This window comes from Spartinivicinus marinus (assembly GCF_026309355.1).
Taxonomy (GTDB): domain Bacteria; phylum Pseudomonadota; class Gammaproteobacteria; order Pseudomonadales; family Zooshikellaceae; genus Spartinivicinus; species Spartinivicinus marinus.
Genome location: NZ_JAPJZK010000001.1, coordinates 2,902,372 through 2,915,511 on the forward strand (window position 1 = coordinate 2,902,372; position 13,140 = coordinate 2,915,511).

Below are 13,140 nucleotides of genomic sequence, written 5' to 3' on the forward strand. Positions count from 1 at the left end.
TAATTGGTTAGTTTGTATTATCGTAGATTAACTAAAGTAAACTACAAAAAAATACATGTTAATACTTATTCGAGCGTCGCATTAATAAAATAACAGGCAATAAACCAACAATCACTAACGTCAGTGCTGGTAGAGCAGCTCTTGCCCACTCACCTTCAGATGTCATTTCATATACTCTTACTGCTAGGGTATCCCAGCCAAAAGGTCGCATTAGTAAGGTTGCGGGCATTTCTTTTAATACATCAACAAATACCAGCAGTGCTCCAGTCAACACGCCGGGCGTCATCATAGGCAAATAAATATGTAAAATAATGCGTTTTGAGTTGGCGCCGAGGCTGCGTGCCGCCTCAGTGATTGAAGGCTTAATGTTATATAAGCTGCTGTCTACTGGGCCAAAGGCAACGGCTAAAAAGCGAATGCCATAAGCAACAATTAATGCCAACAGGCTTCCTAGTAACACCTGTCGTGGCTCTTCTCCCATCCAACTAAACCATGCAGCAAAAATATGGTTATCAACCCAGCTAAAACCCATCATTATTCCTACAGCTAATACTGAGCCTGGCAGAGCATAGCCTAAGGTGGAAATATTAATCATTTTAGGTAGCCAACGCTGGTTGGGTTGTTTTTGCGCAATTGCTAGCAACAGGGCAATTGTGACTGTAGTGACGGCTGCTATCGCGCCCAAACTAAGACTATGGCCAACTAAGGATAAAAAGCGGCTATCAAAATCAGTTAAACCAGTTTTAATCACCCAGATAATCAACTGAGTTATTGGCATTATAAAGGCAACTAAGACAACTAAGCAGGCAAATAAACTTGCAGCAATACCTAACAAACCAGTGAGTTGATAGCGATGAAATAGGTGTTGGCTATCTTGATTATAGCGGGCTCTGCCACGCGCATTTTTTTCGATAAAAACAGCTAAGGCAACAAATAGCAATAATAAGGTAGCTAGCTGAGCAGCAGCCTGTAAATTAAAAAAACCATACCAAGCTTTATAAATAGCAGTAGTAAAGGTGTCGTAATTAAATGTGGCTACAGCACCAAAATCTGCCAGAGTTTCCATTAGTGCAAGGGCTAAACCAGCCGCAATGGCAGGACGTGCCATCGGTAAGGTGACTTTGAAAAAAGCCTGCCAGGGGGTTAAACCTAAAATACGGGCAGCATCCATTAAGCCGCGGCCTTGGCTGATAAAGGCACTTCGGGCTAGCATGTAAACGTAAGGGTAAAATACCAGAGATAATACCGTGATCACCCCACCGGTACTGCGAATAGCTGGAAAATAATTGCCTGGCCCAAACCATTCTCGCAACTGGGTTTGAATTGGGCCACTGAACTCAAATATTCCTAAAAATACAAATGCCATTACATAGGCTGGCACCGCAAAAGGCAGCATTAATGCCCAGTCCAGCCATTTACGACCAGGAAACTCACACATGGCAGTCAACCAGGCTAGCCCTACACCAAGCACTGTCACACCAATAGAAACACCAAAAATCAGCCAAAAGGTATTACTCAACAGTTGGCCAAGTTGAGTTTCTATCAGATGAAGCCAGATATCTGTTTGGAAATTGCTCCAGCTGATAATTAAATTCGTGATTGGCAGTAATACGATGATAGCGACAGCACAAACCAACCAAAACCAAAATCGATGATGTGTCATTGCACAGGAATAACCTACTGAAAAAACAAAACGCCCGCCAAGTTTCCAAGGCGAGCGTTGTGCATTGTAGCGTGTATTAATAAGATAGCTAGTACTAGTAGCCCATACGCAAAATTACGTTGTTATTTATAGCCGGCCCGATCCATCAGTTTAATAGCTTCTGCTTGTTTTCTGCCTGCAATATCAACATTCAGTTGGTCTGCTTTAAACTCTCCCCAGCTTGCCACTAACTTAGCTGGTTTAACTGCACTATTAGCTGGGTATTCCATATTAGCATCAGCAAAAATCTTTTGTGCAGAGGGGGTGCTTAACCATTCCAAAAATTTCACGGCAGCTGCTTTGTGCTTAGCATATTTGGTCACTCCGGCACCTGATACATTCACATGTGTACCAGTAGTTTTCTGGTTAGCCCAGAATAACTTTAACTTGGTATCTGGTTTTTCTTTTAATAAGCGACCGTAGTAATAGGTATTGACGACAGTTACATCACATTGACCTGCTGCAACGGCTTCCATTGCCATCGTGTCGTTAGAAAATACAGGAGCTGCTAAGTTATTTACCCAGCCTTTAACCACTTGCTCAGTTTTCTCTTTGCCTAGTCTTTCAATAATAGTGGCAACTAAGGATTGGTTATACACTTTCTTAGACGTGCGTAAGCACAGGCGGCCATCCCATTTTTTGTCTGCTAGGTTGGCGTAGGTTGATAGTTCTTCCAGCTTTACTCGGTCAGTGGCGTATACCATGGTGCGAGCCCGTACTGATAAACCAAACCAGTGGCTGTTGGGGTCGCGTAGGTGAGCAGGGATATTTTGTTCTAACGTCTTGGACTTAACTGACTGTAATACACCCTTGTCTTGAGCTTGCCAGAGGTTGCCAGCATCAACAGTAATAAGTAAATCTGCTGGTGTATTCTTACCTTCAGCTTGAAGCCGTGTAATTAAAGGACCAGCACTATCAGTAATATAGTCAATTTTTACACCAGTTTGTTTGGTGTATAAGTCAAAAATAGGTTTTACTAGATGCTCTTTACGAGCGGTATATACGACTAGTTTTTCCTCAGCTGCTACATAAATAGAGGTGAATGCACTGATAACCGCAGTAGCTGCCAGGCAGGTGTGCTTGAGAGATTTGAGCATGAGAAAACCTTAACTCATTTATTTGAGATTCTTTATTTGGGGTTATTATTGAAATGCTAACACCTACCAATGATAATGATTAGCATTTGATCAATCAATTACCTTTTATAAACAACTGTTAGATAGCTCTCATTGCACTAGCTTTAGTTATTGCGCTAACTCAGGTAATTGGTTGTTATCAATTAACATTGCCTGTTGGATAAGTTTTTGTTTAAGAGGTGCCAAACCATCCACTAGCTTCATTCCTTTATTACGCAACACTCGTAGGGCAAGGTTGTCATGGTGAAATAGCTCTTGAAAGCCTTGCATGGCGGTTGCTATTAACAGGTTATGGCCTCGCCGCCGCCGCTCGTAGCGTTCCAAAATATGAGGATTGCTGTAACTCCCCCCTCGCTGAGAGGCCTGCTGTATTTCTTCTGCTAACACAGCTGCATCTAACAAACCTAAGTTGACGCCTTGTCCAGCCAATGGGTGAATGGTATGCCCGGCATCACCAATCAGAACCACCCTGTCATTATGATAGCATTGAGCATGACGATACCTTAGTGGAAAACTTACTCGCTCAGAGCAGCTGATTAATTGACCTAAACAGCCTTCAGTTGCAGCATATAATTCACTCAAAAATGCCTCTTCATCAATAGTTTTTAAATGCTGAATATGGTCAGGAAAACTTGACCAGACAATAGAGACAAAGTGCTGATTTTGTTGTGAGGCTAATGGTAGTAAGGCTAGTGGGCCTGAAGGTAAAAATGCCTGATAAGCGGTATCATTATGATAATGCTCAGCTTGTATGGTGCTAACTAATGAATGATGACGATAGTCTTGCTCTGATAGTGGAATATTCGCTTGACTGCGTAGCTTGGAGTGAGCCCCATCAGCGGCTACAGCCAATTTGGCCTTTAATTGCTGGCCTGTAGCGAGTTTAATCACTACTTGTTCAGCACTATTTTCAACTAACTCACTAAATGAGCTGTTAGGGATTAGTTTGATACTATCGTATTGGCTTAGTTGCTGGTGAAGTGCACTGACAATAACTGAGTTTTCTGCAATATACCCCAGTTGCTGTTGTTGCACTAAGTCAGCATCAAAATTTACCTGGCCGGTTCCCTCAGCATCCCAAACCATCATATGTTGGAAAGGTTGCACTCTTGATTGTTGAATAGCATTCCAGGCTCCAAGATTATCCAGTAGCTTATAAGATGCATGGGTTAGGGCGCTAACCCGGTTATCAAACACAGCAGTTGATGTATCAGGTTTTTCGATGGGGATTGGGGAGGCATCAACTAAAGCAATACTGAGAGAAGTGGTTTTTGCCAAAGCTAGAGCCAAAGTAGCACCAACCAGTCCACCACCAATAATGATAATGTCTGTGGTATTAATATTATTCATAAATCGCGCTCTATAATCCGTGCTTGGTAGGGAACTTGAAGCTAATTTGAGGTTAAGCTGCTAAGCTAAATGCTTGTTTGGTTAAAACCGACACCCATTGCTTGCTTGGTAAAAATAGTTTTTGCTTCCGATAATAGATCTAGCCCAACTAAACCAATATTTCTAACAACGGATAGTCCAGTATGTTGGTTGCTGAAAGCTTTTACTAGCCAGTCACTACCAAGCATTGTGATTATTTGATCACTTTCTTGTAAAGCTAAATAACGACGCAGAATGGCATAGTCATTGATGGCTCCGTGTTGCTCCCAGCTGTCTTTTAATAAGTTCGCCAGTTGTAGGGTATCTCTTAATGCCAGGTTAAAGCCTTGACCTGCCACAGGATGTAAGGCATGTGCTGCATTACCTAATACCACCAGTCCAGGTCGAATTTGCTCAGAGCTGTATTTTAATGAGAGCGGGTAATAGAAGCGCTGCCCTATTTTAGTAAAGCGGCCTAGGCGGTAACCAAAATGTTTTTGTAATGACTCAAGAAAGTGGCTGTCTGTTGCTTCCAGCCACTGCTGGGCTTGATCCTGGTATATAGACCAAATCAATGCTGAATGATTTTTAGCTAATGGCAGCAAAGCCATGGGGCCTTGTTCAGTAAAGCGCTCAAAGGCCTGGCCTTGATTAGGTTTTGAGGTTGTTACATTGGCAATAATGGCTGTTTGGTGATAATCCGTACACTGCACATTAATACCCAGCTGGGTGATTAATGGCGAACGACCGCCATCTGCAATTACCAGCAAGTCTGTCGTTAGCCAGCTTTTTTTCTCTCCCTGTTGTACTTCAATGGCATAGCCTGTTGGTAAAGGTTTTACTTGGCTGGCAGTTGCTGGTGATAATAACTCAATAGCAGGGTATTGCTGGATTACTTTGAATAAACTTTGTCCCAACTGCTGATTTGCCACCACATAGCCGAAGGCATCCAGTTGATACTCATCTGCACTCATTCGGGTAAAGCCAAACCGGCCCTGGTCTGACACATGAATATGCTTGATTGCTGTTGCATGCTGAGCCAGTGACTGCCAAACGGCTAACTGCTCTAATAACAACTGACTACCAAGAGATAATGCAGTAGAACGAGCATCATAACTAGGTTGCTGGCTCAGCTGATTGGCTGGGTAAGGCTCAATAATCGCCACAGGCATAGGAGGCGAGTTACTATGTTTAGCTAGACTAGTTTGCAGGGCAAGCGCTAATGAAGCACCTACCATGCCGCCTCCAATGATCACCACAGGAAAATGATTGTCAGGCTGGTTAGTTTGAGTCATTTAGCATCACCGACTAATGGAGTATGCTGTAAAACTACGGCACTCATCACTTTTCACAATACCTTTAAGCTGACTTGGCCATTAAAGCTTCTATTGCTGCAACTTCTTTAGGCACATCTGCTGACAGGACTATATGGCTAGATTCAGTAACGACTAGATCGTCTTCTATTCTTACCCCAATGCCACGCCAGCGTTTTTCTACATCTTCATTATCAGGGGCAATATAAATACCGGGCTCAATGGTGAGTACCATGCCGGGCTCTAATTTACGCCATTCACCATCAATTTTATATTCACCCACATCATGTACATCCATGCCCAGCCAGTGACCCGCTTTGTGCATATAAAAAGGTTTATATTTTTCTTCTTTAATTAGTTGTTCAACATCACCTGAGAGCAAACCAAGTTCAACTAACCCTTCAGTGATTACTTGCACTGTTACATCATTGGGCTGATTAAAATGATTACCTGGTTGGACTGCTTCAATTGCAGCTAATTGAGCTTTTAATACCAGTTCATAAATGGCTCGCTGCTCTTTGCTAAATTTGCCATTAACCGGAAAAGTTCGGGTAATATCAGAGGCGTAATGGTCTAGCTCACAGCCTGCATCAATCAGTACTAAATCACCATCAGCCAACACATCATTATTTTCAGTGTAATGTAGTATGCAAGCATTAACGCCACCACCAACTATACTGTTATAGGCTACTGCACGACAGCCATTGTAAACAAACTCATGCAGTAGCTCTGCTTCGAGTTGATATTCATAACAGCCAGGTTGGCAGGCCTTCATAGCTCTTAAGTGGGCATTGGCAGAAATTTCCGCTGCCTTTTTCATAAGCGCTATTTCTGCTTTACTCTTAAAAATACGCATTTCATGCAGAATATGGTCAAGTGCAACAAACTCGCCTGGTGGAACTGCCCCCTGTTTAGTTTTGGCTTTGATGGAATTAATCCAGCTCATCATTCGGCGGTCAAAAATCTCATTGGTGCCTATTTCATAATAAACACGAGACTTGCCTTCAATTAGCCCTGGTAATATTTCATCAATATCGCTGACTGGAAAGGCATCATCAAAGCCGTATTTTTCACAAGCACCTTCTTGGCCTGCTCGTAAGCCTTCCCATAATTCTTTTTCTGGATCTTTTTCTCGGCAAAATAAAATGGCTTCGCCATGGCTACGCCCTGGAATAAGTACTAGCACCGCTTCAGGTTCAGGAAAACCTGACAAATAATAAAAATCACTGTCTTGTCGATAAGGGTAATCAACATCTCTATTGCGGATTTGGATGGGGGCTGAAGGTATTATTGCAATACTGTTGTCGTCCATTTCTGCCATTAAATTGGAGCGACGTTGTTTGTATTCTGAAGTGGGTAGCTGTTTCATTATTATGTTTAACCCCTAATTAGTATATTCAAACTAGTGAAGCTGGTTGTCACTTTTTTCAGTAGAGCCTTTTGGGCCACACTCACTAAACACCAGTATTGCGTTAATACGGACATATTCAGTGACCTGGTGCCAGTCCATTTCATTAGAGTCTGCTTCTTCTATGTCTTCACTTTGTACTTGTGAAATTTCAGTAAAGTCTAAAAGAATGTCTTTTACATCAGTAGATAGTTGGGCTTGTTGCTGGCCAGATAAACCAAACCCAGCTAAAAAACTATGAGTCCAGTTAGAGAGTTCTTTCAGACGACTTTCCAATTCAGCGTTGTCATCTGGCAGTAACAAACGAAAGCCGTATTCAGGGTCAGCCAACTGCTCCTCTGTTTGCTGATATAAGGAAACTAGCAAAACCTTAGCCTGATCAGGCAACACTTCTTCAATATCCAACAGTTGTTGAACTTGGCAAAGCCAGCTATCGGCTGATAACTTCAGGCCACCTGCTAGCATACCTGTTAACAAACCATGTAATTCAGCTGGAGAGGCAAACAGCTCCAATGAAACAAACAGGTTAGCAACATCATCAAAGCTAATAGTTGCTGAAGAAGTTTGAGCTGCATTTGTCATTGCAATTCTACCTAGATGTTTAGTTTGTCTCTATCCTAACATTTGAGGGTATTGCAAACTACTGTACACCTTAAGAGTGAAGCGATTACTGATATAAAGAGTAATTTTAAAACCTAATATTAAAAGGAAGGCGTTGAAATAGCTGGTGTTGGATTGACCCTGACAGAACGGCCCACTATAGTAATCGCAAGCCTTATACCCTGATACCTTAGTCGTTTAAAATGGATCATCACTTATTTCAGCAGCTTGCAAATAAAATTGAACAGTTGGTCGCCTTGTGCGAACAATTAAAACAGGAAAATGCTCAGCTTCGTGCCAATGAACAGCAGTGGCGTGAAGAGCGGGTATATTTGATAGAAAAAAATGAAATTGCCCGCACTAAGGTTGAGGCGATGATCACTCGGTTAAGAACGCTGGAACAAGAATCATGAGTGACACAACAACACAAACAGCAACAGTTAATATTTTAGATAAAGGGTATCGGGTAAGTTGTAAACCTGAAGAGCAGCGTGCTCTGGTTGATGCAGCCCAGTACCTAGATAACAAAATGCGAGAGATTCGGGAAAGAGGTGCTGTGGTTGGATTGGAGCGGATTGCTGTCATGGCAGCATTGAATATTGCTCATGAACTATTACAGCTAGCCCAGCAGCGGCAGCTAGCAGAAGAAGATACCCAAGCACAGTTGCAGTCCTTGCTGGATAAAGTCGAACAAGTATTAACAGATGGTGATACGCCTGCTTTTGATTAGAAATTTTCATAAAAAAAGGGGCGACAATCTAACTCAAATCGATATAATGAAATCAAGCTCCCTGCTCTGTTGGCCAGTCATGAATGTCCCTGAGCCGATAATTTAGGAACTGGAGGCTCCTTGCAGGTGTCGGCGTGCAAGTCCGCTATAGGCGGAAAGCCCAAAACATCTCAGCAGCCACCACCTTGAACCTAGGGTTCAAGGGCCCAATTGACAGCGGCGGATTGGGGGGCGGTTTTAACTCCAGTAGTTTATCCTCCACTAACAACACCGGCTAATAATAACTAAAAACCAGACAACAGATAAAGAAATCCTGGTGCTAGATTGTAATCAGCTAGAGGACTCATCAGACGTCCAAAACCCTATGTCACGAACACAGTTGAGAGCTCAGTTGCGTCAAGCTCGTCAGGCACTTACTTTTCAGCAACAACAGTTAGCTAGCCAGCGACTACTTAAAGTTTTATTAAATAGACCAGAATTTCTGAAGGCTAAACATATAGCAGTATATTTAGCGAATGATGGTGAAATTAATCCCCTGAAAATAATTGAAGCAGCTTGGGAAATGAATAAACACTGTTATTTACCCGTGTTGCATCCTATTTATCATAATCGATTGTGGTTTCTTCGTTATAGGCCGAAGACAAAACTAGCACCTAACCGCTTTAATATATTGGAACCAACTGTACGAACTGAGCGTCTAAAGTCTGCTTGGGCGATGGACTTAGTATTGTTGCCGTTGGTAGGCTTTGATCAATATGGAGGCCGTTTAGGAATGGGGGGAGGTTTTTATGACAGAACCTTTGAATTTATTGTGAAAAATCCATTGAAGCCTCGCCCTAATTTGGTAGGTTTGGCCCATGAGTGCCAACAAGTGGATAAACTACCCACTGCTAGCTGGGATATTCCGCTGGCAGGAATTGCCAGCGATAGTAATTACTATATAGCTAGGTAAGGTATGGCTAGCAGGCAAGTGTACCACTAGACAACAATGTAGTGGTGTCGGAGTGCTAAATGACTTGCTAGTAAGCAATTATGTACTCTGGATTTATTTGAGTATACCTATTTATAGTGTGCGTTGTGTTTTGGTGTTTGATTGGTTTACTGTTGGTGTAGCATTATTTGTAACGGTGGCGAGCTCAGCTGAACTTTTTGACAAAGTCATTTGAGCAAAACCTGTGGTTAGCACCCCCAAGCCAAAAATAAAAACTAACACCAGCATAAAATCAGGTTTGTTTTTTTGTGTCATTTCCACTAACCCTGCTGGTTTTTCAGTTAATTACTAAATTTCCCCAAGTGGTCTTTGCAGTATGCAAGACAGTCACAAGCTCTTTTATTGCCACACTGAGACTTTTAATCTTTCTCAGCGGTGTTACTACACACGTTCTAGTAAACTGTGGTGAGCAAATTGCTACTTGTTTTGTGGTCCATGTATGTAACAATTGTCTATGTAGCAAATTTATCGCTTATTTGTATTAGTTGTTTGCTAGTCACCAATGGCCTGAGTTACTAAGTACTTTGACTACGAAGTACATTGATCTCTAAGTAAGTCACTGACTAAGTACTTCACATGTGCCGTATGAGCATTGTGGTTTAATTGTACTCATTAGTTAATTGAATGAACGTGACTATAGCCACAGTTTAAAATATGTGTGAAGTAAAACCAATTAGCATATAAAACGCAAGGAATATTTCTTACATGCCAAATTACTGGTTAATGAAGTCTGAACCCGGTGTTTTCAGTATAGACGATCTTGCCAATTGCCCTAATCAAACAGAGCACTGGGATGGGGTAAGAAATTATCAGGCGAGAAATATGATGCGTGATCAAATGCACAAAGGGGATTTGGTGTTTTTTTATCACTCCAGTTGCAAAAACACTGGAATTGCAGGAATAGCGAAAGTCGTCAAAGAAGCTTACCCAGATCATACGGCACTTGATCCGGACTCCGCTTATTTTGACCCAAAAAGTACAGTCGATAATCCTCGCTGGTTTATGGTAGATATCCGGTTTGTAGAAAAGTTCACACACTTGGTTTCGTTGCAGCACTTAAAGGAAAATCCTCTGTTAAAGGATTTACCACTTGTACAAAGAGGTAGTCGCTTATCAATCATGCCAGTAGCTGAAAAACAGTGGAATGAAATTTTAGCTATGGTGCCTGGTCGGTGAGTTTAATAAAGTAATAACTGTTTCACTGGTGACATTGGTTTTTCTTGGTACCAGTCCACAATGACTACAAAAAAGTACCTTGCCAGAAAATAAATGACTTTGAAGACGTTTACCAGTTTTATGCATATAACATGAGTTCGCCAATCAGTTGATTAATAGTAAAATAGTGGATAACAAGCCTGTATATTAAGCTCTAGCCAACTAAATCGGTTGTGACTATGCTTGAAATATGGAGCAGGAAAGGGCAGCTGTGTTATCCCCTACAACAGAATCGAGTTTAGTTAAGTGGATTAATGTTGGTGGTGGCTTATTAGTATCCCTCATCAGCGTTTATCTTTTTGTATCTGAAATTTCTCAACCTGTGGCTATCAGTTTGATGTTACTAGGGATAGGTATGGTAGCCCGTCTCCATAATGCCTGGCTGGCAATTGGCATCGCTTGTGTGGCTATTGTTTCTGCATTGTTCTCGCTATTTGAAGGCATTTCTATTCAACAGTTTTATGTTGAGAATGAGCTATTAACATTGGATGGGGATGATCATGAGGTTATAGCGATACCTGGCAGTGTCACGGTTAGCCTGGTGTGTGCAGCGTTATGCCTAATCAAACCAGATAAACTACCTCTTTTTAGCAACTCACACTTATATAAATGTGGTTTGGCTGCTATACCCTTAATTTTTGGTGCATCAGGGCTAATCGCGATGGCGCTAAAGCTGCCAGATAGCTATGGTTTTGCTCAAATTCTAAGCTTCAGTCTGCTGATCAATATTGCTCTAATAACAATAGGACTGTGCTTACTGGCAGCCTTCACCAACTGGCAGGCTACCGTTCAGGATAAAATACCGCAGTGGATTGCTGGTTATTTGGCGATTGTGCTGGTCATTATCTCAACGTTATTTGCCTTAATCATGGAGAAAAAAGATTTACGGTTTTTAACGCATCATGCACAACATACTGCACAGCAGTTGGGGAATGGAATATCGTCTATTTTGAATACTCAACGCAAAGCTGTTGAGCGAATGGCTGCCCGCTGGTCACACCAGGGTGATATGGATAAGACGACCTGGATGGCTGATGCAAATCAACTGCTGAAGGATTTCCCAGAGTTTCAAGCGATAGAATGGATGGACTCCGATTACCAAATTCGTTGGTTGGTCCCTTATGAAGGCAATGAACAGGCATTGAATTTTCGAGTGCCCGCTGATAATCCGGCCGTAGTGCATTTACGTCGCGCCTTTAGCAGTAAAACCAGTGTGATTACTCAAGTTATTCAGTTGAAACAGGGAGGGGAGGGTTTTATTAATTATACGCCTATCTTTGATTTAACTGGCCGCTTTCATGGCTATATTGTGGCAGTATTTCGGGTTAAAGCATTAGTTGAAAGTATCACTCAGCTGCCTATTTATAAGGGATTTTATTTTGAGATTAGAGAAAGGAATAAGGTTATTTATTTCTCATCTACTGTGCTAAAACCCAGCGGCTTTTTTGGTAAACCAGCAGCTGAACATACGATTAACCCTAATCAGCACTCTCCTTGGGTTGTACAAGCGTACCCTAGTGCAGAACTGGTAAGCCGCAGTCGATCATTGCTTCCAACCGTTGTGTTATTTTCAGGCTTTATTTTTACCATGATGATTTGCACCAGCATCGTGCTATTGCGTCGCTCTTATTTAGATGACCGTACGGCTGAGCAAGCGATTAGCAGTTTAAAGGAGGAAGTTGCAAGGAGCAATGAAACAGAAAAAACACTCAAGGAAAGTAATACTCAGCTTGAACTGTTTTTTGATCTGATTAATCAGTCGCGTGATGCACTGATGGTGGTAGACCCTGAAACAAGAGACCTGCTTTATTATAATACGTCCACTTATGCTTCATTAGGTTATACAGAAGAAGAGTTTGTTGCAGCACTCGAGGAAGGAACGCTTATTGCTGAAAAAATGGACCGAGTAATAAAGAAAGCGATGAGCTCTCGACGAAAACTCACCTCAAATATCTATCAAATGGAAGTAATAAAAAAAGATGGCGGCGCTTTACAGGTAGAAATAACAACTCGCATGGTTAACCATCATCATAAAAAATACTTAATAATTGTGGCTCATGATGTCACTGCAAATAAAGAGATGGAGCAACGCTTAATTAATTTAGCCACTCGGGACTCGTTAACCGGACTATTTAATCGCAAGCATTTTGATAATTGTCTTGAGGAGGAGTGGAGCCGAGCCATTCGACAAAATGAACCTATTGCTCTCATGATGACAGATTTAGATAGATTTAAAAAATATAATGACAGCCAAGGGCATCAGCAAGGAGATATTTGTTTGAAGGATATTGCGAGTATTCTTAAGCGTTCAATTACTCGTAGTACTGATTTACTGGCTCGATATGGTGGCGGTGAGTTTGCCGCAATTTTGCCTGAAACTGATTTACGAGGCGCTCAGGAAATTGCGCGCCGAATTCATCATAATATTGGGGATGCTTACATTAGCCATCCCCTTTCAGATGTTTCGACCTATATTACCTTAAGCATTGGTTTAGCATCTTGTACCCCGCAACCAGGTAGCAGTAGTCACGAATTATTGAGACAAGCAGAAGCAGCGCTTATGCAGGCTAAAAAGCAAGGACGTAATCGCACCTGCTCGCACCAGGATGAAAAACCACCACTAACCCTTACTCGCTAATAGTCCATAAAAATCTTCACTTTTAACTATCTATAAAAA

At 41.8% G+C, this 13,140-nt stretch carries 12 protein-coding genes and 1 other RNA gene; 6 read left to right on the forward strand and 7 right to left on the reverse strand.

Features of this window, described 5'->3' with window-relative positions:
- Nucleotides 1–58 precede the first annotated feature (58 nt).
- The 6 genes from OQE68_RS13065 to OQE68_RS13090 form a co-directional block, all read right to left on the reverse strand.
- Complete coding sequence (locus OQE68_RS13065) at nt 59–1,663, reverse strand: ABC transporter permease (protein WP_180568161.1); 1,605 nt, start codon at nt 1,661–1,663, stop codon at nt 59–61.
- A 122-nt stretch (nt 1,664–1,785) separates the two neighbouring features.
- The gene (locus OQE68_RS13070; RefSeq protein ID WP_180568160.1) at nt 1,786–2,799 is read right to left on the reverse strand and encodes an extracellular solute-binding protein; all 1,014 of its coding nucleotides are present in this window, start codon (nt 2,797–2,799) and stop codon (nt 1,786–1,788) included.
- 147 nt (nt 2,800–2,946) lie between these two features.
- Nucleotides 2,947–4,188 (reverse strand): UbiH/UbiF/VisC/COQ6 family ubiquinone biosynthesis hydroxylase, encoded by a 1,242-nt coding sequence (locus tag OQE68_RS13075; protein WP_180568159.1) that lies wholly within the window; start codon nt 4,186–4,188, stop codon nt 2,947–2,949.
- A 65-nt stretch (nt 4,189–4,253) separates the two neighbouring features.
- The gene (gene ubiH, locus OQE68_RS13080; protein WP_180568158.1) at nt 4,254–5,501 is read right to left on the reverse strand and encodes a 2-octaprenyl-6-methoxyphenyl hydroxylase; all 1,248 of its coding nucleotides are present in this window, start codon (nt 5,499–5,501) and stop codon (nt 4,254–4,256) included.
- 64 nt (nt 5,502–5,565) lie between these two features.
- Nucleotides 5,566–6,888: a Xaa-Pro aminopeptidase gene (gene pepP, locus OQE68_RS13085; RefSeq protein ID WP_180568157.1), complete on the reverse strand. Its 1,323-nt coding sequence runs from the start codon at nt 6,886–6,888 to the stop codon at nt 5,566–5,568.
- Between the two features lie 33 nt (nt 6,889–6,921).
- Complete coding sequence (locus tag OQE68_RS13090; RefSeq protein ID WP_180568156.1) at nt 6,922–7,509, reverse strand: UPF0149 family protein; 588 nt, start codon at nt 7,507–7,509, stop codon at nt 6,922–6,924.
- Nucleotides 7,510–7,730: 221 nt separating this feature from the next.
- Here OQE68_RS13090 and OQE68_RS13095 point away from each other — a divergent pair, with 221 nt between their 5' ends.
- The 4 genes from OQE68_RS13095 (at nt 7,731) to OQE68_RS13110 (ending at nt 9,209) form a co-directional block, all read left to right on the forward strand.
- Nucleotides 7,731–7,940, forward strand: a complete 210-nt coding sequence (locus OQE68_RS13095; RefSeq protein WP_180568155.1) for a TIGR02449 family protein — start codon at nt 7,731–7,733, stop codon at nt 7,938–7,940.
- A complete protein-coding gene (locus OQE68_RS13100) occupies nt 7,937–8,257 on the forward strand; it encodes a cell division protein ZapA (protein ID WP_180568154.1) in 321 nt (106 codons plus the stop codon). The genes OQE68_RS13095 and OQE68_RS13100 overlap by 4 nt, the downstream gene beginning before the upstream one ends.
- A gap of 55 nt (nt 8,258–8,312) precedes the next feature.
- Nucleotides 8,313–8,492: non-coding RNA, 6S RNA (ssrS, locus tag OQE68_RS13105), on the forward strand.
- Nucleotides 8,493–8,573: 81 nt separating this feature from the next.
- Entirely contained in the window at nt 8,574–9,209 is a 636-nt protein-coding gene (locus OQE68_RS13110; RefSeq protein ID WP_266195676.1) for a 5-formyltetrahydrofolate cyclo-ligase, read from the forward strand.
- Between the two features lie 111 nt (nt 9,210–9,320).
- Here the strand turns inward: OQE68_RS13110 and OQE68_RS13115 are convergent, their stop codons facing one another.
- Nucleotides 9,321–9,503, reverse strand: a complete 183-nt coding sequence (locus OQE68_RS13115; RefSeq protein ID WP_180568070.1) for a hypothetical protein — start codon at nt 9,501–9,503, stop codon at nt 9,321–9,323.
- A gap of 450 nt (nt 9,504–9,953) precedes the next feature.
- On the opposite strand from OQE68_RS13115, the gene OQE68_RS13120 reads away from it, so the two are divergent.
- On the forward strand, nt 9,954–10,424 hold the full coding sequence (locus OQE68_RS13120; RefSeq protein ID WP_180568153.1) for an EVE domain-containing protein: 471 nt from the start codon (nt 9,954–9,956) through the stop codon (nt 10,422–10,424).
- 229 nt (nt 10,425–10,653) lie between these two features.
- Nucleotides 10,654–13,101 (forward strand): sensor domain-containing diguanylate cyclase, encoded by a 2,448-nt coding sequence (locus OQE68_RS13125; protein ID WP_180568152.1) that lies wholly within the window; start codon nt 10,654–10,656, stop codon nt 13,099–13,101.
- Nucleotides 13,102–13,140: the final 39 nt, after the last annotated feature.

Coding starts and splice junctions, on each gene's coding strand:
- OQE68_RS13065 (WP_180568161.1), bottom strand. CDS start 1,663: ATGACACATCATCGATTTTGGTTTTGGTTGGTTTGTGCTGTCGCTATC.
- OQE68_RS13075 (WP_180568159.1), bottom strand. CDS start 4,188: ATGAATAATATTAATACCACAGACATTATCATTATTGGTGGTGGACTG.
- OQE68_RS13120 (WP_180568153.1), top strand. CDS start 9,954: ATGCCAAATTACTGGTTAATGAAGTCTGAACCCGGTGTTTTCAGTATA.
- OQE68_RS13125 (WP_180568152.1), top strand. CDS start 10,654: ATGGAGCAGGAAAGGGCAGCTGTGTTATCCCCTACAACAGAATCGAGT.
- OQE68_RS13095 (WP_180568155.1), top strand. CDS start 7,731: ATGGATCATCACTTATTTCAGCAGCTTGCAAATAAAATTGAACAGTTG.
- OQE68_RS13115 (WP_180568070.1), bottom strand. CDS start 9,503: ATGACACAAAAAAACAAACCTGATTTTATGCTGGTGTTAGTTTTTATT.
- OQE68_RS13090 (WP_180568156.1), bottom strand. CDS start 7,509: ATGACAAATGCAGCTCAAACTTCTTCAGCAACTATTAGCTTTGATGAT.
- OQE68_RS13070 (WP_180568160.1), bottom strand. CDS start 2,799: ATGCTCAAATCTCTCAAGCACACCTGCCTGGCAGCTACTGCGGTTATC.
- pepP (WP_180568157.1), bottom strand. CDS start 6,888: ATGAAACAGCTACCCACTTCAGAATACAAACAACGTCGCTCCAATTTA.
- ubiH (WP_180568158.1), bottom strand. CDS start 5,501: ATGACTCAAACTAACCAGCCTGACAATCATTTTCCTGTGGTGATCATT.
- OQE68_RS13100 (WP_180568154.1), top strand. CDS start 7,937: ATGAGTGACACAACAACACAAACAGCAACAGTTAATATTTTAGATAAA.